The sequence below is a fragment of the Pseudomonas sp. 20-5 genome (assembly GCF_056782835.1).
The window spans coordinates 2,210,708-2,229,267 of record NZ_CM165584.1 but is presented as its reverse complement, the minus strand read 5'-3'; the positions used below and the strand labels follow the sequence as shown (position 1 = coordinate 2,229,267).

Sequence of the window (18,560 nt, the reverse complement as noted above, 5' to 3'; positions counted from 1 at the left end):
ATGTCGTCCCTTCACCTCGATGCCCTGCACTGGTCGCCCGACGCCTCCACCGAGTTGCTGCGCGGCGTGCATCTGGAAGTCCCGGCCGGCAGTTTCGTCGGCCTGATCGGCCCCAACGGCAGCGGCAAGACCAGCCTGCTGCGCTGCGCCTTCCGCTATGCGCGACCGCAGCGCGGCCGGGTGGTGCTCGACGGCGACGACCTCTGGCGCCAGCCGCCGCGCTGGGCCGCCCGGCGTATCGCGGTGGTGTTGCAGGAGTTCCCCGAGGACTTCGGCCTTGCCGTCGAGGACGTGGTCGCCATGGGCCGCACGCCGCACAAGGGCCTGTTCGACGGCCACGGCGCGGACGACCGCCAGCGAGTCCGCCAGGCGCTGCTCCAGGTCGGTCTCGAAGGGCGTGCCGCGAGCCCCTTCGCCAGCCTCTCCGGTGGCGAGAAGCAGCGCGCCCTGCTGGCTCGCGCGCTGGTTCAGGAGCCGCGCCTGCTGATCCTCGACGAACCGACCAACCACCTCGACCCGCGCTACCAGCTGGAGCTTCTGCGCCTGCTGCGCAGCCTCGGCCTGAGCACCCTGGCGAGCTTCCACGACCTCAACCTGGCGGCGGCCTTCTGCGACCGCCTCTACGTGCTCGACGGCGGCCGCATCGTCGCCCAGGGCACGCCGACCGAGGTGCTCGACGCCGACCTGCTGTGGCGGGTGTTCGGCGTCCGCGCCCTGGTCGACCGCCACCCCCTCGCCGACCACCCGCGCCTGACCTGGATTACCCAAGCATGAAGCACCCGATCCTGCACCACCTGCTGCTCTGCGCCCTGCTCGCCTGCGCCGATGCCGCGCTGGCCGAGCGCTACCCGCTCAGCGTGCGCAGCTGCGAGCGCGAAGTGACGTTCGAGCGCGCGCCGTCGCGCGCAGTCAGCCACGACATCAACCTCACCGAGATGATGGTCGCCCTCGGTCTGCAGACGCGCATGGTCGGCTATACCGGCATCAGCGGCTGGTGGAAGAATGCCGATCCCGGATTGATCGCCGCGCTCAAGCCGCTGCCCGAGCTGGTGGCGCGCTACCCCACGGCGGAAACCCTGCTCGATGTCGACGCCGACTTCTTCTTCGCCGGTTGGGGCTACGGCATGCGCGTCGGCGGCGACCTCACTCCGGCCAGCCTGGAGCCGCTGGGGGTGAAGGTCTACGAGCTGAGCGAATCCTGCGCGCAGATCGGCGAGCCGCGCCGCGCCAGCCTCGACGAGCTGTACCGCGACCTGCGCAACCTGGGACGGATCTTCGACGTCGAACCGCGCGCCGAGCGCCTGGTCGCCAGCCTCCAGGCACGCATCGAGCGCGCCCGCGCCGGCATCCCGGCGAACACCGAGGCGCCGCGGGTGTTCCTCTACGACAGCGGCGAGGACCGCCCCTTCACCTCTGGCCGCCTGGGCATGCCGCAGGCGCTGATCGAGGCCGCCGGCGGCCGCAGCGTGACCGACGACGTGGCGGCCAGTTGGACCCAGGTCAACTGGGAAAGCGTGGTCGCCCGCGATCCGCAGGTCATCGTCATCGTCGACTACGGCGAGACCAGCGCCGCGCAGAAGCAGCGCTTCCTCGAAGAGAACCCGGCGCTGCGCAGCCTGACCGCGATCCGCGAGCGACGCTTCATCGTCCTGCCCTATAACCAGGCCACGCCGGGCATCGGCAACGCCGCGGCGATAGAAACCCTGGTCGCCGGCCTCCACCCTCGGGCGCCACGTCCATGACCCTGTTCCGCAGCCCTCGCGCCTATTGCCTGTTGCTGGGCAGCCTGGTCATGTTGCTCGGCCTGTCCTGCGTGGTCGCCCTCGGCTTCGGTCCGGCGCGACTGGACAGCGGCCTGGTCGGCCGCATCGTCCTCCAGCGCCTGTTCGGCGTGGCGGCGGAGCCCGGCGCCTGGAGCGCCGGCCAGGAGCACATCGTCTGGCTGATCCGCGCCCCGCGGGTACTGCTCGGCGCCTGCGTCGGCGCCGGCCTGGCGTTGGTGGGAGCGGCCCTGCAGGCGGTCACGCGCAATCCGCTGGCCGATCCGCACCTGCTCGGCGCCACCTCCGGCGCGACCCTCGGCGCGGTGTTGGTGGTGCTCTACATCGGCGAGGTGATCGGCCTGCTGACCCTGCCGCTGGCGGCCTTCCTCGGCGCCCTCGGCAGCATGCTGCTGGTGCTCGGCGTGGCCAGTCGCGGCGGCCGCCTGGGCAGCGACCGGCTGTTGCTGGCGGGGGTCGCGGTGTCGTTCGTGCTCCTGGCGCTGGCCAACCTGCTGCTGTTCCTCGGCGACCACCGCGCCGCCTCCTCTGTGCTGTTCTGGATGCTCGGCGGCCTCGGCCTGGCGCGCTGGTCGTTGATCTGGCTGCCGGCGCTGTGCGTGGCCGGCGGCCTGCTGGTACTGCTCGGGCTGGGCCGTGCGCTGAACGCGCTGATGGCCGGCGAACAGACCGCCGTGACCCTCGGCCTGGACGCCCGTCGCGTACGCCTGTGGGTCTTCGTCTGCTGCTCGCTGCTGACCGGCGTGCTGGTCTCGGTGAGCGGCGCCATCGGCTTCGTCGGTCTCATGCTGCCGCACGCCGCGCGCCTGCTGGTGGGTGCCGAGCACCGCCGACTGCTGCCGGTGTGCGCCCTGCTCGGCGCGCTGTTCCTGGTCTGGATGGATGTCGCCGCGCGTACCCTGATCGCCCCCCAGGACCTGCCCATCGGCATCGCCACCGCGGCCATCGGCGGGCTGTTCTTCATTCTCCTGCTGCGTCGCCGCAGCTGATCAGAACAGATCCAGCGGGATCTTCAGGTAACGCACCCCGTTGCCTTCCACCGGCGGCAGGTTGCCGCCGCGCATGTTGACCTGGATCGCCGGCAGCATCAGGGTTGGCATGCCGAGGGTGGCATCGCGCTGCTGGCGCATGGCGACGAACGCCTCCTCGTCGACGCCTTCGCGGACGTGCACGTTGTGCCGGCGCTGCTCGCCGACGCTGGTTTCGCAGCGGTGCTCGTCGCGGCCGGGAGCCGTGTAGTCGTGGCACATGAACAGGCGGGTCGCGTCGGGTAGCGCGAACAGGCGCTGGATCGAGCGATACAGCTGGCGCGCGTCGCCGCCGGGGAAATCGCAGCGGGCGGTGCCGTAGTCGGGCATGAACAGGGTATCGCCGACGAAGGCGCTGTCGCCGACCAGGTAGGTCATGCACGCCGGGGTATGCCCCGGGGTATGCAGCGCGCGGCATTCCAGGGCGCCGATGCGGAACGACTCGCCGTCCTCGAACAGGTGCTCGAACTGGCGGCCGTCCACCGGGAACGCCTCGCCGAGGTTGAACAGGCCGGAGAATTTCGCCTGGACCTGGGTGATTCGCGCGCCGATGGCCAGGCACCCGCCCAGTTCGCGCTGCAGGAAGATGGCCGCCGACAGGTGGTCGGCGTGCACGTGGGTCTCCAGCAGCCATTCCACCTGCAGGTCGTGCTGGCGAACATGGGCGATCAGGCGTTCGGCGCTGGCATGGCTGGTGCGCCCGGCGGCCGGGTCGTAGTCGAGCACCGGGTCGACGATGGCGCAGGCGCGGCTGGACGGGTCGCGCACCACGTAGCTGTAGGTGGAGGTGGCCGGGTCGAAGAAGGCAGTGATGTCGGGTTTCAACATGGAGGTTCCTTGCGCGGCGTGCTGACGGCGACCGCGCCATGGCTACGGATCGTCCCACCATAGCCAACCCGGGCCCGGCGTACCAACCCACAGGTTTGTCAGGAAGCTACCGGACCGCCTCAGAGCAGCAGGGCGGCCCAGGCCGATGCCAGCAACAACAGCGCCATGCCTTGGTTGAAGCGTTTCATCAGCGACGGCGAGCGCAGCAGCCGCGCGCTGCCGACGCCGAGCAAGGCCCAACTGGCCAGGCACGGCAGCGAAACCAGGAAGAACAGCAATGCCAGCAGGCCGATCCGCCCGGCCTGTCCGGCGCCTTCCCCGGCGAACAGTGCCAGCGCGGCGAGGGCCATCATCCAGGCCTTGGGATTGACCAGTTGCAACGCCGCGCCGCCGAGCACGCCGAGGCGCCGCGGCGGCTCCGCGCCGTCGATGCCGCCCGCGCTGCGGAACAGGCTCCAGGCCAGGTAGCTGAGCCAGCCGACGCCGAGCCAGGCGAGCCCCTGCTGGAGCAGCGGATGGCGTCGCAGCAACTCGCCCAGGCCGAGCCCGAGCAGCAGGATCAGCGCCGCCACCGCCGCGCAGGCGCCGAGCACGATCGGCCAGGCGGCGGCCAGGCCGTGGCGCTGGCTGTTGCTCAGGACCAGGATGTTGGTCGGTCCGGGGGTGATCGAGGCGACGACGGCGAACAGCAGGAAGGGCACGAGGGATTGCATGGACGGGCTCCTGTGGCGGGGGAGCCTTCATCCTGGCGACGCGCCGGGCCTCAGTCTGGAAGCTGGGTGCACTGCCGGCGGTAGGCCGCCGGAGTCATCCCGTAGGCGCGCCGGAACCAGCGGCCGAGATGGCTCTGGTCGGCGAAGCCGAGGGCGCTGGCGAGGTCCGCCGGTTGCCCGCCGACAGCGAGCATCTGCCGCGCCTTGGCCAGCCGCAACTGGACCAGGTAGGCGTAGGGTGGCAAGCCGTAGGCGGCCTTGAATGCACGGTTCAGGCGGAAGCGGTCGGTGCCGCAGGCGCTGGCCAGCTCGTCCAGGCCGATGTCCTGGTAGAAGTGCGCATGCAGGTAGTCGCGGGCTTTCTGCGCCACCAGCGGCAGGCGTGGATCGAATGGCTTCGCCTCGCGCCAGCCGAGGTGCACGCGCAGCCGCTCCAGCACCAGCTCCAGGGCGGTCTGCCGCAGCAGTCGCAGCTCGCGGCCATGCAGGACGCGGAAGGCCTGGGCGATGGCCAGGGTCAGGCGCGGGTCTTCGGTGAGGTTGGCGTGGAAGCCGGGGTCGCTGGGCGCATCGTCGAAGGTCGCCCGCAGTTCGCGCCGCAGCCAGTCCGGCTGCAGGTACAGCATCGAGTAGGTGAAGCCGCCGGCGATCGGCGCGCAACCGTCGTGGATCTCCCCCGGTTCGACCAGGAATACCTGGCCGGCGGTGCTGTCGTGTCGGCGTCGGCGACAGTTGAATTGCTGCACGCCGATCTCGGTGTAGCCGATCAGGTAGCTATCGTGCCAGTGCGGATCGTAGGCGTGGCCCTCGAAATGGGCGCGCAGGGTCTCGATCCCGGTCTCGGCGTCGCGGGCCAGGTCGATCCAGTCTCGGCTGCCCATCGTGCGTCAGGTCTTCCCACTCGTTGGTTTCGTCGTCGCGACTATAACGCGCCCGTCCCGGGGTTCTAGAAGATTCGTGCAGGCGGCTGCGCTCCTCCGGAGGCGGGAATTGATCGGCGTTTCTGGACAATCTATCCAGGCCGCCGCGATTACTCCGCAAGGCCGCCCTCCCTAGACTGGGTTCTCCACTCACCGCAGGAGAAACACCCCATGGTCGACCACTCCATCAAAGGCAAGACCGTCCTCGTCACCGGCGGCGCCAAGAACCTGGGTGGGCTGATCGCCCGCGATCTCGCCGCCCACGGCGCGAAGGCCATCGCCATCCACTACAACAGCGCCGCGAGCAAGGCCGACGCCGACGCCACCGTCGCCGCGCTGCAGGCAGCCGGGGCCAAGGCGGTAGCGCTGCAGGGCGATCTCACCAGCGCCGCGGCCATGGAAAAGCTGTTCGCCGACGCCATCGCCGCGGTGGGCAAGCCGGACATCGCCATCAACACCGTCGGCAAGGTGTTGAAGAAGCCTTTCACCGAGATCAGCGAGGCCGAATACGACGAGATGAGCGCGGTCAATGCCAAGTCTGCGTTCTTCTTCCTGCGCGAAGCCGGCAAGCACGTCAACGACAACGGCAAGATCTGCACCCTGGTGACCTCCCTGCTTGGCGCCTATACCCCGTACTACGCCGCCTATGCCGGCACCAAGGCGCCGGTGGAGCACTTCACCCGCGCCGCCTCCAAGGAATTCGGCGCGCGCGGCATCTCGGTCACCGCGGTCGGCCCGGGTCCGATGGACACGCCCTTCTTCTATCCCGCCGAGGGCGCCGACGCGGTGGCCTACCACAAGACCGCAGCGGCGCTGTCGCCCTTCTCCAGGACCGGCCTGACCGACATCGAGGACGTGGTGCCGTTCATCCGCCACCTGGTCAGCGAAGGCTGGTGGATCACCGGCCAAACCATCCTCATCAACGGCGGCTACACCACCAAGTGACCCAGCGTCCCGGTCGCCGCCACGGCGACCGGCACCTGTCCGGGAAAGACCCCATGCACGTGACCCTGGTAATCGCCGGCGGGATCATCCTGCTCGGCCTGTTCCTGCTCTTCGGCGAACTCTGGGAGGCCGGGCCGGCGCCCGCTGCCGGCCTGTTCCTGCCGACCTGGCTGGCCGTCGCGCTGGTCAACCTGTGGGTCGGCGTCCAGCACGCCGGCTACGGCTTGCGCGAAGAACTGCCAATCCTGCTGCTGGTCTTCCTGGTCCCGGCGGCCCTGGCCGGCGTAGCGATCTGGCTGGCGCCGCGCTAGGCGGCGGCGCTTCAGACGCGGAAACGCCCGACCAGCCGCGCCAGTTCCGAGGACAGCTCGGACAGCCGGCGGCTGGCCCCGGTGCCCTGCTCCGAATGTTCCGCCGCCTGGGCGGAAAGCTCGCGCACCTCGCTGATGTTGCGGGCGATTTCGTCGATCACCCGGCTCTGCTCCTCGCAGGCCGAGGCGATCTGCGCGGCGAGGTCGTTGATCCGCCCCACCGCGTCGCCGGTGGCGGCCAGCACGCCGTCGACCCCGGCGGCGCGCTCGACGCTGTCGCGCGCCTTGAGACTGCCCGACTGCATGGCCCGCACGGCGTTCTGCACCCCGGCCTGGAGGCGCTCGATGCGCGCCTGGATGTCCTTGGTCGAATCCTGGGTGCGCGCCGCAAGCGCCCGCACCTCGTCGGCCACCACGGCGAAACCGCGACCCTGCTCGCCGGCCCGCGCGGCTTCGATGGCGGCGTTGAGGGCGAGCAGGTTGGTCTGTTCGGCGATGCCCTTGATCACCGTCAGCACCGCGTCGATGCTGGCGGTTTCCTGGGCCAGTTGCTGGATGCTCTCGGAACTGCTCTCCACTTCCTGCGCCAACTGGCGGATCACCTCGATGGTCGCTTCCACCACGTTGGCGCCCTCGCGCGCCTGCCGGCGGGCGTCATCGGCCACCTGCGCGGCGCTCTGGGCATTGCGCGCCACCTCGTGGACGGCGCTGCTCATCTGCGTCGCGGCGGTGCTGACCTGGTCCACCGATGCGTGCTCGCTGTTGATCAGACGATCGTTGGCGGCGGTCATGCCGGCCAGCGAACCGGCGGAATCGGCGACCTCGCCGGTGACCCGGCCGACCTCGCGGATCAGCGGCTGCAACTTGTCGAGGAAGGCGTTGAAGGCGCTGCCGAGGCGGCCGGGTTCGTCGCGCGAAGTGACCTCCAGGCGCACGCGCAGGTCGCCATCGCCGTTGGCGATCTCTTCCAGGCGTTGCAGCAGACGCTGCAACGGACGGGTCACCAGGCCGGGGAACACCAGCACCAGCGACAGGCACACCAGCAGGCCGAACGCCACCAGCGCCACCTGCTGCCAGCGGTGGCGCTCGCCCAGCGCGGAGGACGCCTCGCCGTCGGCGGCCGCGGCCGCCTCTTCCATCTCGTCGAGCTGGTTGATCACCTCGCGCATCGCCCCGAACTGGCGATCGCTGTCACCGTAGCTGAGCTGCGCCGCGGCGCTCGGATCGCTGGCCGCCAGGCTCAGCACCCGCGCCGAGGTCGCGCTCCAGAGGGCATAGCCGCGCTCGAACTCGGCGACCTTGGCCAGTTCCGCCTCGCCCGGCTGCATCGCCGCGTACTGGCGCACCCGATCCAGGGCCTGCTGCAGGTTTTCCGCGTGATCGTTCCTCAGGCCGGCAATCTGCTCGGCGCTCAGGTGGCCCTCGAGCAGGCTGCGCTCGGCGACGAAGGCCTGGTAGAGATCGCGGTCGGCGTTGAGCAGCAGGGCGATGCCGGGGAGAAAACGCTTGCCCAGGCGCTGGTTGGATTCGTTCAGCTGGGCGATGCCATGCACGCCGAGCGCGCCCACCAGCAGCAGAAGCACCGCGAGCAGGAGGATCGGCAGGGCGATTTTCCTGCGGAACGACAGGTTAGCGAACCATTGCAGCATGCCGGCATCCTCGCTCGTGGCTTTCCAGGCTATCGGTCGCAGCACGACCGATCTTGAGCGACCGTACGTCCGTGCCAGTAGGAATCAGACTAGCAGGCGCAGGGTTTCGAACAGGCGCCGGTCATCCTTCTTCGCCGAGCGGGCGTGGCGGCGGATCGCCTGCAGCAGGCACTCGACGAAGCATTGCGCCGGATTGCTGAGGGCTCCGCCGCGCCGGGTGATGATGCCCAGCCGTCGTGGCTCGAAGGTTTCCCGCAGCGCCAGCGGCACCACCCGGCCGAGCAACGGCGGGACGGCGCCGATGATCGCCGGCACCCAGGTGCACATGTCGGCCTGCTCCACCAGGGTCTGCAGGATCGCCACGGAGTGCGCGCGGACGATGCGCCGCTCGTCGATCAAGGCGCCGTGGCGCCAGAACAACTCGCGCATCAGGGCGTCGTGGCCGTCGCCGGTGTAGTTCAACGCCCAGTCCTGTTCCAGCAGCTCGTGGATCGAGCCGCAACCCGCCAGCGGATGCCCCTGGCGGACCAGCACCGCGGTGTCGTAGTCGAGCAGCTTCTCGCAGGCGAATTCCTGGGCCGCCTGGGCGCCGTGCAGCGGGCCGATGGCGAAATCCATGCTGCCGTCGCGAAGCAATGGCTGGGCCACCGCCATCAGGCTTTCGAAAAGCTCCAGGCGCACCTCCGGCATGCGCTCGCGGAACGCCTGCACCGCCTCCGAGAGGAAGGTCAGCGCCACCCAAGGCGTCACCCCGATGCACAGCCGGCCGCTGGCCTGGCCACGCAGGTGGTCGAGTTCGACCTGCGCGTGCTCCAGTTGCTTGAGCACCAGCCGGGCGTGGATCAGCAGCGCCTTGCCGTATTCGGTGAAGGTCAGGCCGCTGGGCGTGCGGACGAACAGCGGCAGATGCTGTTCGGTTTCCAGTTCGCGCAGCGCGCGGGTCACGGCCGCCTGGGAAATCCCCAGGACGCGGGCGGCGGCGCGGATGCCGCCGGCGTCGGCACTGGCGACCAGGGCTTGCAACTGGTGGAGTTTCACGGGCTTACCGAGGTGACAACGAAAGGTTGTCATCATAGCCAAAGCGAGCCTCCCCGCCAGTCCCCCGCTTGCCTACCATCGGCTTCGACAACGCCCCGCCGCCCACCGGTCGGAGCCCTTGAGGAGAACAAGAAGAATGACCGAGCCTGCCGTCCTGCCCGCCATCGCGGCGCTGCGGGAAGAGATGGTTACCTTGCGCCGCCATATCCATGCCCACCCGGAGTTGGGTTTCGAGGAACGGCGAACCGCCGCGCTGGTCGCCGAATGCCTGGAGGCCTGGGGCTACCAGGTCAGCCGTGGAGTGGGTCGCACCGGCGTGGTCGGCACCCTGTGCCGCGGCGAGGGCCCAGCGCTGGGCCTGCGCGCCGACATGGACGCGCTACCGATCCAGGAAGCCACCGGCCTGCCCTACGCCAGCCAGGTGGACGGCGTGATGCACGCCTGCGGCCACGACGGCCACACCGCGATGCTCCTCGCCGCGGCCAGGCACCTGGTCGAGTCGCCGCGCTGGCGCGGCACCCTGCAACTGATCTTCCAGCCTGCCGAAGAGGGCCTCGGCGGTGCCCGCGCGATGCTCGACGACGGGCTGCTGGAGCGCTTCCCCTGCGACGCCATCTTCGCCATGCACAACGTCCCGGGATACCCCGTCGGCCACCTCGGCTTCCATCCCGGCCCCTTCATGGCCTCGGCCGATACCGTGGTCATCCGCGTGATCGGCAGTGGCGGCCACGGCGCGGTGCCGCAGCGCACCGTCGACCCGGTGGTGGTCTGCTCCGCCATCGTGCTGGCCTTGCAGAGCATCGTCTCGCGCAACGTCGACCCGCAGGACACCGCGATCGTCAGCGTCGGCGCGATCCATGCCGGGACGGTCTCCAACGTGATCCCGGCCAGCGCCGAAATGATCCTCAGCGTCCGGGCCCTGACCGCGGAAACCCGTGCCCTGCTGGAGCGCCGCATCGGCGAACTGGCCCGCGGCCAGGCCGCCAGCTTCGGCGCGCGGGCGGAGGTCGACTACCGGCATTGCCATCCGGTGCTGGTCAACCATCCCGGGCAGACCGCGTTCGCCCGCGAGGTGGCCCGCGACTGGCTGGGCGAGGAATGCCTGATCGACGGACTGCGGCCGTTCACCGCCAGCGAGGATTTCGCCTTCATCCTCGAACGCTGTCCCGGCAGCTACCTGGTGATCGGCAATGGCCAGGGCGAGAGCGGCTGCCAGTTGCACAACCCCGGCTACGACTTCAACGACGACTGCCTGGCCGTCGGCGCCAGCTACTGGGTGCGACTGGCCGAGCGCTTCCTGGCCTGAGCCAGGGCTTTCAACGGGCGCGCGGCCTGGCGCGCGCGGATCGACAGAGGACAACCACAATGACAAGAACCCTCGGCAGCATCGCCCTCTCCCTCCTCCTCGCCGCACCGGCCGGCGCCGCCGACTGGACAGGCAAGGTCCTGCGCCTGGGCGTCGACCCGACCTACCCGCCGCTCGAATACAAGCAGCCGGACGGCCGCCTGGCAGGCTTCGGCATCGAGATCGGCGAAGCCCTCTGCGCGGAGCTGCGAGCCCGCTGCGAATGGGTCGAAAGCAACTGGGACGGCATCATCCCGGCGCTGCTGTCGCGCAAGATCGACGCCATCGTCTCGTCGATGACCATCACGCCGAAACGCGCACAGCACATCGCCTTCACCGACCGCGTCTCCAACGCGCCGAGCCGCCTGGTGGTACGCCGTGGCTCGGCGCTCCTGCCCGACGCCGAGAGCCTGCGCGGCAAGCGCGTGGGGGTCGGCCAGGGCTCCAACCAGGAGGCCTACGCCAAGGCCGAATGGGCCGCCAAGGGGGTGCGGGTCGTCTCCTACCAGAACCAGGACCAGGTCTACGCCGACCTCGTCATGGGCCGCCTCGACGCCTCGCTGCAAGGCGCGGTGCAGGCCAGCTACGGCTTCCTCGACAAGCCGGTCGGCAAGGATTTCGAACTGGCCGGAGCGGTGCTGGACGACCCTCGCTACTTCGGGGTCGGCGACGGCATCGGCCTGCGCAAGGAGGACGTGGCGCTGCGCGAGGACCTGAACAAGGCGCTGGCGACGATCCGCGCCAACGGAACCTACGCGCGAATCAACGCCCGCTACTTCGATTTCGACCTCTACGGCACGCCCTGAACGGCGTCCGGCCGCTTTTCACCTCGACCGACAACAACAAGCAATGGAGAGTGAAATGTTCCTCGACGGCTTCGGCCCGCAGATACTCGCCGGCACCCTGGTGACCCTGAAACTGGCGCTGGGCTCCCTGCTCGGCGCCGTGCTCATCGGCCTCCTCGGCGCCAGCGCCAAGCTCGCCGCCAACCGCCCGCTGCGCGCCCTGGCCAGCGGCTATACGACGCTGATCCGCAGCGTCCCCGACCTGGTCATCATGCTGTTGCTGTTCTTCAGCCTGCAGATCCTCCTCAACCGCGTCACCGACGCCCTCGGCATCGGCCAGGTCGACATCGACCCGTTCGCCGCCGGCTGCGTCACCCTGGCGTTCATCTATGGCGCCTACTTCACGGAAACCTTCCGCGGCGCCTTCCAGGCGGTCCCGGCCGGCCAGGTCGAAGCCGCGCAAGCCTACGGCATGGGGCGCTGGCGAGTGTTCCGCCGGGTACTCCTGCCGCAGATGCTGCGCTACGCCCTGCCGGGCATCGGCAACAACTGGCAGGTGCTGGTCAAGTCCACCGCGCTGGTCTCGATCATCGGTCTCGGCGACCTGGTCAAGGCCACCCAGGACGCCGGCAAGGGCACCCTGCAGTTCTTCCACTTCACCCTGGTCTGCGGGCTGATCTACCTGGCCATCACCGCAATCTCCAACGCCGCGTTGCTGTGGCTGGAGCGGCGCAGCTCGCTGGGCGTCAGGAGGCCGCTGCCATGAACGCGGTACTCGACGAATACTGGCAGGCCTACCTGTGGACCGACGGCCTGCAACTGACCGGACTGGCGATGACCCTGTGGCTGCTGATCCTCGCCGTGGCGCTTGGCTTCCTGCTGGCCATCCCGCTGGCGGTGGCGCGGACCTGCGGCAACCCGCTGCTGCGCTACCCGGTCTGGCTCTACACCTACGTGTTCCGCGGCACCCCGCTGTACATCCAGTTGCTGTTCTTCTACACCGGCGTCTACAGCCTGAATGCCATACGCGCCCAGGACTTTCTCAACGCGTTCTTCCGCGACGGCTTCAACTGCACGGTGCTGGCCTTCGTCCTCAACACCTGCGCCTACATGACGGAAATCTTCGCCGGCGCGATCAGGAACACGCCCCACGGCGAAGTGGAAGCGGCGCGCGCCTACGGCATGGGCGGCTTCACCCTCTACCGGCGCATCGTCCTGCCCTCGGCGCTGCGCCGGGCACTGCCGTACTTCAGCAACGAAGTGATCCTGATGCTGCATTCCACCTCGGTGGCGTTCACCGCCACAGTGCCGGACCTGCTCAAGGTGGCCCGCGACGTCAATTCCGCCACCTATGCGCCGTTCCTGTCCTTCGGCATCGCCGGCGCGCTCTACGCCGGCACCGCCTTCCTGCTGATCTGGCTGTTCCGCCGCGGCGAGCTGCGCTGGCTGGCCTACCTCAGACCGCAAACCCACTGACCTCTCCCGGAGACACGCGCATGTACAGCCTGCAGGTCGAAGACATCCACAAGCGCTACGGCAGCCATGAGGTGCTCAGGGGCGTTTCGCTCAGGGCCGGCAAGGGAGACGTGATCAGCATCATCGGCTCCTCCGGCTCGGGCAAGAGCACCTTCCTGCGCTGCGTCAACTTCCTGGAAAAGCCCTGTGCCGGGCGCATCCGCGTCGGCGACGAGGAACTGCGCACCCGTCCCGGCGCCCTGGGCGAGCTGCGCGCCGCCGATCCCCGGCAGTTGCAGAGGATCCGCAGCCGGCTGGCGATGGTCTTCCAGCATTTCAACCTGTGGAGCCACCTGACGGTGCTGGAGAACGTGGTCGAGTGCCCGGTCAACGTCCTGAGAATGAACCGCGACGACGCCGTGGCCCACGCGCGCCACTACCTGGCCAAGGTCGGCCTGGCGGAGAAGGTCGAACGGCAGTATCCCTGCGAACTCTCCGGCGGCCAGCAACAGCGCGTGGCGATCGCCCGCGCCCTGGCCATGGAGCCGCAGGTGATGCTGTTCGACGAACCGACCTCGGCGCTCGATCCGGAACTGGTCGGCGAAGTGCTGAAAGTCATGCAGCAGTTGGCCGAGGAAGGTCGCACCATGGTCCTGGTCACCCACGAGATGGCGTTCGCCCGCCAGGTTTCCAGCCATGTGATCTTCCTCCACCAGGGCGTGATCGAAGAGGAAGGGACGCCGGACCAGGTGTTCGGCGCGCCGCGCAGCGAACGCCTGCGCCAGTTCCTCGCCGGCAACCTGAAATGAGCCCGGGGCTCAGCGCGACGGCGCGAGGAAACGCACGAAGACCAGCTCCGGATCACCTTCGTCGAGGTTGTCGATCACCCCGCTCGGCTGGAATCCCTTGCGCTCCAGCAGGCGCCGCATCGGCAGGTTGGAGCGGTTGCAGGAAGTGAACAGGCGGTCGCCGCGACAGTCGTCCCGCGCCTGCCGCAGCAAGGCGCTGGCGATGCCGCGCCGGCGGTAGTCGGGAGCGACCGCCGCATCCTAGACGTTTTCACAGGTCAGGGCACATCGCCGCGGCGCATGATCTATAGTCGCCCGGATCAGCCCCAGAGGATGCCGGACATGCCCCGTTCGATCGTCATCGTCCACGGCTGGAGCGACGATTCGAAGTCGTTCCGCCGCCTCGCCGAGCAGCTGGAAGCCTGGTTCGGCAGCGCGCCGACGCAGATCCGCCTCGCCGACTGGATATCCCTGCAGGACGACGTCACCTACGCTGACCTCGCCGCCGCCCTGGATCGCGCCTGGACCGCCCAGGGACTGTCGCGGGCACCGCGCACGGTGGACGTGGTGGTGCACAGTACCGGCGCCCTGGTGCTGCGCGACTGGCTGACCCGCCACTTCGACCCCGCCAGCGCGCCGGTCAAGCGCTTCCTGATGCTCGCCCCGGCCAACTTCGGCTCGCCGCTGGCGCACAAGGGACGCTCCTTCATCGGTCGCGTGCTGAAAGGCTGGAACCGCTTCGTCGGGCAGACCGGCACCCAGGTGCTGAAGGGACTGGAGCTGGGCTCGCCGTACTCCTGGCAACTCGCCGAGCGCGACCTGTTCGGCGCCGAGGCCTGGTACGGCGCCGGCCGCCTGCTCGCCACTGTACTGGTGGGCAATGTCGGCTACAGCGGCGTCGAAGCCATCGCCAACGAAGCCGGCGGCGACGGCACGGTGCGGATCGCCACGGCGAACCTCAACGCCTGCCGCCTGAGCCTCGAACTGGATGTCCGCCAGCGCGCCAGGCCCGGCTGGCGCCTGGAAGAATCGCGCGGCGAGATCGCCTTCGCCATCGTCGACGGCGAGAACCACGCCAGCGTGGCGCTGAAGGACCGCGGACCGAAGAACCCGCATACCCTGGAGCTGATCCGCGCCGCGCTGGAGGTCGAGGACGCCGATTACCGGAGCAGCGGCGCAAGCTTCCCCTGGCAGCGCCGCATCGATCAGCTCGACCCCGGCATCGAGCGCCGCTCGCCGCGCTACCTGAACCTGGTCAGCCACGTCTGCGACGACCTCGACCAGGAGGTGCGCGACTACTTCATCCAGTTCTTCCGCAAGCTGAACAGCGACCGGCGTTTCGAACAGCGCTTCTACGAGCAGGTCATCGCCGACGTCCATCCCTACGAGGACAACCCCGCCTACCGCTCGCTGTACCTGTCGATCGAGTCCCTCGACGACCTGCTCGCCGGTTTCGCCGTGGACACCCTGTCGCTCAGCGTGTCGGCCCAGCCGCCGTTCGATCCGCCGCGCCAGCCGGTCGGCTATACCGCGGTGGGCCCCGGCGACAGCGAAGGCCTGGCAATTCCGCTGGCGCAGGTGCCGCGCTTCCTCGCAGCCCACCGCACCCTGCTGCTGCGCATCCGCCTGACGCGCCTGGTGGACAGCGGCGTATTCGTCTTCAGGAACCCCTGAATCGGCGCCCGGCCCCCCGCCCCGCTGGGCAGACACCCAGGCTGGGCGCAGGCGATCACGGTTGGCCTTCGGGCCACTCGACCCGCTGCAATGGCGCGCCGCCGCGCCCGAGGCGATGGACGATGCCGCTGCCCCGGCGCAGATCGACCCGCACCAACCGCCCGCCTTCCTCTCCACGGCCGCTGAGAAGCAGGTTGTGGGCATCCAGGCGGAACAGCCGCTCGGGACGCTCGATGGGCAGCTCCAGGGTCCAGAGCAAGCTGCCGTCGCCAGACACCGAGCTGAGCAGCAGCTCGCTACGCTCGGCCAGGCTGCGCCGGTGCAGCACCAGCCAGTTGCCGTCGACTCGCCAGGGACGGCGCGCCAACCTGGAATCGCCGCCCGGCAGCGCCGAGGCATAGCGACGGTACAACGCCTCCTCGCGCGTCTGCTCGTCGCGCCGGCGACGGTACTCGGCATCCGCCGCCGCCTCCAGGTCGGCGACCCGTTCCCGCCAGGCATCGTGCGCGGCAATCCAGCGTCGCCGTTCCTGGCGGTAGGCGTCACGCGCCGCAAGGAACGCACGGGTACTGGGAAAACGCTCCACGCGCTCGTCGAACTCTTCCGGCGGCTGCGGCTCGGGCGGCAGCGACGGATGCTGGCGCTGCCGCTCGGACGGTCGATCGAGCAGCCGCTGCGGCTCTTCGGCAGCGGCTGGATCGGGCAGCAGGCCAGCCTGCAGGAAGGCCGCGTCGAGCAGCGGACGCAGTCGATTCTCCGCCGGCGACCGCCAATCCAGGGTGCCCAGTGACAGGCGCTGGCGTCGCGCCCGTTGGTTCGCTGCCGGCAGCGCCTCGCCACGCTCCAGCGCTCGGGCCTCGTGATCGCTGGCGAGGATCAGCAGGCGTCCGTCGGGCAGGCGCGTCAGGCCCGGCGCCTGCCAGTCGATCCCGGCATTCGCCGGCGGCGGCGGGTCGCCGTGGAAATACCGCGCGGCATCGACTTCCGGAGCTTCGCGCAGGGCCAGGCTGTCGCCGTCGAGGAACCAGACGCGGCCGTCCAGCGTGAGCATCAGCAATCCGCCCCGGCCTTCGTCGTAGCGATAGGCGTCCTTCCCCCAGGGCGCCGACTTCAACGGCAGGCCGCCAGTGCGCCGCTCCAGCTCGTCGAACGCCAGCGCAGGGGCGGCGTCGCGCCGGTCGAGTACGTAGAGTTCGTTGCGCAGGAAGAACAGGTAGCGCGACGACTGGCCCAGCAGTTCGCCGGAACCCCAGTCGTCGCCGCGCTCGTTGTCGGCATCCAGGCGCATGCTCCAGCGCAGGCTGCCGTCCTCCAGGTCGACCACCTGGGCATAGCTGCGGCTGCTGCCGTGTACCACGCCGTTGTCCACTTCGTTGGCGCGATAGTCGTCGAGGGTGAACGCCAGGTAGGAATGGCCCTGTTCCTCGAAGACCAGTTGCGGCCCGCTGAAGCCGGCCTCGTCGTACTGGCCGAGAATGAAATGAATGGCCACCGGCAAACCGACCAGCAGGCCCAGGCCGAGTACCGCCCAGAGGACGGCGAAAAGCGTCGCTCCCTTCTTCATGCAACTCCCATGCGTCCCGCGATCCTGGGACCATCCCTCAACTGGCGACGGCATGAACGGCGCATTCTAGGGAGCCGCCGGCCTCGCTTCAAAGGCGGCAAGCGGCCATCAGTGGTCCATGCTCATGGGCTTTTCGCCCCCAGCAGGACGCCGAAACCGACCAGCAGGGCGCCGAAGAACTGGTCGATGCGCCGGCGGAAACGCAGGAGCCGGCCGCGCACCGCCGGGCTCGAGAGAAAGCAGGCGACCAGGCCGAACCAGGCCACGTGGGCGAGCGCGATGAAGGCCCCGTAGCCCAGTTGCGCCGGCAACGCGGTATGCGGATCGATCACCTGCATGAACAGGCTGACCACGAACAGGCAGGTCTTCGGATTGAGCGCATTGGTCAGGAAGCCGCTGCGCAACATCGCCCAGGACGAAACCCCGGCGCCGCCCGCCGCCTCCTCCGCCACCGAGTCCTCTCGCGCCAGCAGCATGCGCAGGCCGAGGAACACCAGGTAGGCGGCGCCCGCCAGCTTCAGCGCGGTGAACAGCGCCAGCGACTCGCGCACCAGCACGCCGACGCCGAGGATGCTGTAGCCGACATGTACCGTTACCCCCGCGCCGATGCCCAGCGCGGTGAGCAGGCCGGCGCGGCGGGAATACAGCAGGCTGTTGCGCGAGACCATGGCGAAATCGGCGCCGGGGCTGATCACCGCAAGCACAGTGATGGTCAGGAAAGCTAGCAACTCTGTCATGCCTGGAAGGCTCCAAGGTAGAATGGATGGCACAATCTACCGGTCTCCAGCGCCGAGCGAGAACGATGAATACTGACAATCATGGTGAGGAAAACTCACCATTCAGGCGCCGCCGCCTGCCCTCGCTGAACGCCCTGCGCTGCTTCGAGGCCGCCGCCCGCCTGGAGAACTTTTCCCGTGCCGCCGAGGCCCTGTGCCTGACCCACGGCGCCATCAGCCGCGCCGTGCGGACCCTGGAGGAGGAACTCGGTTGTGCGCTCTTCGAACGCCGCGGCCAGCGGGTTTTCCTCAGCGAGGCCGGCAGGCGCCTGCTCGCCGGCACCGGCCCGGCTCTCGACCTGATCGAGCGCACCGGCGAGGCCCTGCGCGCGGAGGCCGGACCCACCGCGCTGGTGCTGTCCTGCGAACCGACCTTGCTGATGCGCTGGCTGATCCCGCGGATCGCCGGATTCATGCAGGAACAGCCACGACTGTCGATCCAGCTGGTCGCCGGCGGCGGGCCGTTCGCCTTCGGCCGCGGCATCGACCTGGCGATCCGCCGCAACGACTTCCCCTGGCCGCCCGGCAGCCATGCCCACTGGCTGTTCGACGAGCAGGTCGGGCCGGTCTGCCGGGCGAGCGACGTCGAACGGCATTTCCACCTCGATGCAGGACCGCCCGGGCTTCGCGCCGTCGCACCGCGCCTGCACACGGCGACCCGCCCGCAAGCCTGGAACACCTGGACCCGTCTCGCCGGACAGGCGCCGGCGACGACCGAAGGGCAGCGCTTCGAGCACTTCTACCTGAGCCTGCAGGCGGCCGGCGCCGGACTCGGCGTAGCCATCGGCCCCTGGCAACTGGTGCGCGACGATCTGTCCGCCGGCCTGCTGGCGGCGCCGCTGGGATTCCTCGCCGACGGCAGCAGCTATCACCTGCTGACCCCGCGACCGTTGCAGGCCGGAGAGCCTGCAACGCTGCTGCTGGAATGGCTGCGCCGCAGCGCGGCGGCCTGATGCGGCC

19 protein-coding genes and 1 pseudogene are annotated in these 18,560 nt (G+C 69.5%); 12 read left to right on the top strand and 8 right to left on the bottom strand.

Annotated features, from left to right (window positions below):
* The 3 genes from AC1RB9_RS10455 to AC1RB9_RS10445 are packed head-to-tail and all read left to right on the top strand — an operon-like array spanning position 1 to position 2,770.
* The gene (locus tag AC1RB9_RS10455) at positions 1–774 is read left to right on the top strand and encodes an ABC transporter ATP-binding protein (RefSeq protein ID WP_003101422.1); all 774 of its coding nucleotides are present in this window, start codon (positions 1–3) and stop codon (positions 772–774) included.
* Positions 771–1,742 (top strand): ABC transporter substrate-binding protein, encoded by a 972-nt coding sequence (locus tag AC1RB9_RS10450; protein WP_003452424.1) that lies wholly within the window; start codon positions 771–773, stop codon positions 1,740–1,742. The genes AC1RB9_RS10455 and AC1RB9_RS10450 overlap by 4 nt, the downstream gene beginning before the upstream one ends.
* Entirely contained in the window at positions 1,739–2,770 is a 1,032-nt protein-coding gene (locus AC1RB9_RS10445; protein ID WP_003101425.1) for a FecCD family ABC transporter permease, read from the top strand. The genes AC1RB9_RS10450 and AC1RB9_RS10445 overlap by 4 nt, the downstream gene beginning before the upstream one ends.
* On the opposite strand, the gene AC1RB9_RS10440 is transcribed toward AC1RB9_RS10445, so the two are convergent.
* From AC1RB9_RS10440 to AC1RB9_RS10430, 3 genes are all read right to left on the bottom strand, one after another.
* On the bottom strand, positions 2,771–3,637 hold the full coding sequence (locus AC1RB9_RS10440; protein WP_003101427.1) for an MBL fold metallo-hydrolase: 867 nt from the start codon (positions 3,635–3,637) through the stop codon (positions 2,771–2,773).
* 119 nt (positions 3,638–3,756) lie between these two features.
* The gene (locus AC1RB9_RS10435) at positions 3,757–4,350 is read right to left on the bottom strand and encodes a LysE family translocator (protein WP_003114018.1); all 594 of its coding nucleotides are present in this window, start codon (positions 4,348–4,350) and stop codon (positions 3,757–3,759) included.
* A gap of 50 nt (positions 4,351–4,400) precedes the next feature.
* Positions 4,401–5,231, bottom strand: coding sequence for an AraC family transcriptional regulator (locus AC1RB9_RS10430; RefSeq protein WP_003452432.1), 831 nt, complete (start codon positions 5,229–5,231; stop codon positions 4,401–4,403).
* Between the two features lie 210 nt (positions 5,232–5,441).
* Here AC1RB9_RS10430 and AC1RB9_RS10425 point away from each other — a divergent pair, with 210 nt between their 5' ends.
* Positions 5,442–6,215, top strand: coding sequence for an SDR family oxidoreductase (locus AC1RB9_RS10425; protein WP_003091027.1), 774 nt, complete (start codon positions 5,442–5,444; stop codon positions 6,213–6,215).
* A gap of 53 nt (positions 6,216–6,268) precedes the next feature.
* Complete coding sequence (locus tag AC1RB9_RS10420) at positions 6,269–6,526, top strand: hypothetical protein (RefSeq protein ID WP_003091028.1); 258 nt, start codon at positions 6,269–6,271, stop codon at positions 6,524–6,526.
* Between the two features lie 11 nt (positions 6,527–6,537).
* On the opposite strand, the gene AC1RB9_RS10415 is transcribed toward AC1RB9_RS10420, so the two are convergent.
* Positions 6,538–8,175: a methyl-accepting chemotaxis protein gene (locus AC1RB9_RS10415; protein WP_003114016.1), complete on the bottom strand. Its 1,638-nt coding sequence runs from the start codon at positions 8,173–8,175 to the stop codon at positions 6,538–6,540.
* A gap of 84 nt (positions 8,176–8,259) precedes the next feature.
* Entirely contained in the window at positions 8,260–9,249 is a 990-nt protein-coding gene (locus AC1RB9_RS10410; RefSeq protein WP_045108472.1) for a LysR family transcriptional regulator, read from the bottom strand.
* A 100-nt stretch (positions 9,250–9,349) separates the two neighbouring features.
* Here AC1RB9_RS10410 and AC1RB9_RS10405 point away from each other — a divergent pair, with 100 nt between their 5' ends.
* Genes AC1RB9_RS10405 through AC1RB9_RS10385 form a run of 5 tightly spaced genes read left to right on the top strand, consistent with a single transcriptional unit; the run spans position 9,350 to position 13,607 of the window.
* Positions 9,350–10,519, top strand: coding sequence for a M20 aminoacylase family protein (locus AC1RB9_RS10405; RefSeq protein ID WP_003101441.1), 1,170 nt, complete (start codon positions 9,350–9,352; stop codon positions 10,517–10,519).
* Positions 10,520–10,578: 59 nt separating this feature from the next.
* A complete protein-coding gene (locus AC1RB9_RS10400; RefSeq protein ID WP_003114013.1) occupies positions 10,579–11,364 on the top strand; it encodes an ABC transporter substrate-binding protein in 786 nt (261 codons plus the stop codon).
* A gap of 55 nt (positions 11,365–11,419) precedes the next feature.
* Positions 11,420–12,109, top strand: a complete 690-nt coding sequence (locus AC1RB9_RS10395; protein ID WP_003091034.1) for an ABC transporter permease — start codon at positions 11,420–11,422, stop codon at positions 12,107–12,109.
* Complete coding sequence (locus AC1RB9_RS10390) at positions 12,106–12,819, top strand: ABC transporter permease (protein WP_003091035.1); 714 nt, start codon at positions 12,106–12,108, stop codon at positions 12,817–12,819. The genes AC1RB9_RS10395 and AC1RB9_RS10390 overlap by 4 nt, the downstream gene beginning before the upstream one ends.
* 20 nt (positions 12,820–12,839) lie before the next feature.
* The gene (locus AC1RB9_RS10385) at positions 12,840–13,607 is read left to right on the top strand and encodes an ABC transporter ATP-binding protein (RefSeq protein ID WP_003452439.1); all 768 of its coding nucleotides are present in this window, start codon (positions 12,840–12,842) and stop codon (positions 13,605–13,607) included.
* A 9-nt stretch (positions 13,608–13,616) separates the two neighbouring features.
* Here AC1RB9_RS10385 and AC1RB9_RS10380 read toward each other — a convergent pair.
* Positions 13,617–13,829: pseudogene (locus tag AC1RB9_RS10380) on the bottom strand (GNAT family N-acetyltransferase); the annotation flags it as partial.
* A 99-nt stretch (positions 13,830–13,928) separates the two neighbouring features.
* Between AC1RB9_RS10380 and AC1RB9_RS10375 the strand changes: the two are divergent.
* A complete protein-coding gene (locus AC1RB9_RS10375) occupies positions 13,929–15,260 on the top strand; it encodes an esterase/lipase family protein (protein WP_003160602.1) in 1,332 nt (443 codons plus the stop codon).
* Positions 15,261–15,315: 55 nt separating this feature from the next.
* On the opposite strand, the gene AC1RB9_RS10370 is transcribed toward AC1RB9_RS10375, so the two are convergent.
* Positions 15,316–16,824 carry a PA2928 family protein gene (locus AC1RB9_RS10370; protein ID WP_003452444.1) on the bottom strand — a complete coding sequence of 503 codons (1,509 nt, stop codon included), beginning with the start codon at positions 16,822–16,824 and terminating at the stop codon, positions 15,316–15,318.
* A gap of 122 nt (positions 16,825–16,946) precedes the next feature.
* Positions 16,947–17,561: a LysE family transporter gene (locus tag AC1RB9_RS10365; RefSeq protein WP_003114008.1), complete on the bottom strand. Its 615-nt coding sequence runs from the start codon at positions 17,559–17,561 to the stop codon at positions 16,947–16,949.
* A gap of 65 nt (positions 17,562–17,626) precedes the next feature.
* On the opposite strand from AC1RB9_RS10365, the gene AC1RB9_RS10360 reads away from it, so the two are divergent.
* Positions 17,627–18,553, top strand: a complete 927-nt coding sequence (locus AC1RB9_RS10360; protein WP_003110292.1) for a LysR family transcriptional regulator — start codon at positions 17,627–17,629, stop codon at positions 18,551–18,553.
* Positions 18,554–18,560 lie beyond the last annotated feature (7 nt).

Excerpts from the sequence above, each read along its gene's own strand:
- AC1RB9_RS10425 (WP_003091027.1), top strand. The coding sequence starts at position 5,442 with ATGGTCGACCACTCCATCAAAGGCAAGACCGTCCTCGTCACCGGCGGC.
- AC1RB9_RS10385 (WP_003452439.1), top strand. The coding sequence starts at position 12,840 with ATGTACAGCCTGCAGGTCGAAGACATCCACAAGCGCTACGGCAGCCAT.
- AC1RB9_RS10400 (WP_003114013.1), top strand. The coding sequence starts at position 10,579 with ATGACAAGAACCCTCGGCAGCATCGCCCTCTCCCTCCTCCTCGCCGCA.
- AC1RB9_RS10360 (WP_003110292.1), top strand. The coding sequence starts at position 17,627 with ATGAATACTGACAATCATGGTGAGGAAAACTCACCATTCAGGCGCCGC.
- AC1RB9_RS10410 (WP_045108472.1), bottom strand. The coding sequence starts at position 9,249 with ATGATGACAACCTTTCGTTGTCACCTCGGTAAGCCCGTGAAACTCCAC.
- AC1RB9_RS10405 (WP_003101441.1), top strand. The coding sequence starts at position 9,350 with ATGACCGAGCCTGCCGTCCTGCCCGCCATCGCGGCGCTGCGGGAAGAG.
- AC1RB9_RS10375 (WP_003160602.1), top strand. The coding sequence starts at position 13,929 with ATGCCCCGTTCGATCGTCATCGTCCACGGCTGGAGCGACGATTCGAAG.
- AC1RB9_RS10440 (WP_003101427.1), bottom strand. The coding sequence starts at position 3,637 with ATGTTGAAACCCGACATCACTGCCTTCTTCGACCCGGCCACCTCCACC.
- AC1RB9_RS10365 (WP_003114008.1), bottom strand. The coding sequence starts at position 17,561 with ATGACAGAGTTGCTAGCTTTCCTGACCATCACTGTGCTTGCGGTGATC.
- AC1RB9_RS10450 (WP_003452424.1), top strand. The coding sequence starts at position 771 with ATGAAGCACCCGATCCTGCACCACCTGCTGCTCTGCGCCCTGCTCGCC.
- AC1RB9_RS10430 (WP_003452432.1), bottom strand. The coding sequence starts at position 5,231 with ATGGGCAGCCGAGACTGGATCGACCTGGCCCGCGACGCCGAGACCGGG.
- AC1RB9_RS10455 (WP_003101422.1), top strand. The coding sequence starts at position 1 with ATGTCGTCCCTTCACCTCGATGCCCTGCACTGGTCGCCCGACGCCTCC.
- AC1RB9_RS10445 (WP_003101425.1), top strand. The coding sequence starts at position 1,739 with ATGACCCTGTTCCGCAGCCCTCGCGCCTATTGCCTGTTGCTGGGCAGC.
- AC1RB9_RS10370 (WP_003452444.1), bottom strand. The coding sequence starts at position 16,824 with ATGAAGAAGGGAGCGACGCTTTTCGCCGTCCTCTGGGCGGTACTCGGC.
- AC1RB9_RS10420 (WP_003091028.1), top strand. The coding sequence starts at position 6,269 with ATGCACGTGACCCTGGTAATCGCCGGCGGGATCATCCTGCTCGGCCTG.
- AC1RB9_RS10390 (WP_003091035.1), top strand. The coding sequence starts at position 12,106 with ATGAACGCGGTACTCGACGAATACTGGCAGGCCTACCTGTGGACCGAC.
- AC1RB9_RS10415 (WP_003114016.1), bottom strand. The coding sequence starts at position 8,175 with ATGCTGCAATGGTTCGCTAACCTGTCGTTCCGCAGGAAAATCGCCCTG.
- AC1RB9_RS10395 (WP_003091034.1), top strand. The coding sequence starts at position 11,420 with ATGTTCCTCGACGGCTTCGGCCCGCAGATACTCGCCGGCACCCTGGTG.
- AC1RB9_RS10435 (WP_003114018.1), bottom strand. The coding sequence starts at position 4,350 with ATGCAATCCCTCGTGCCCTTCCTGCTGTTCGCCGTCGTCGCCTCGATC.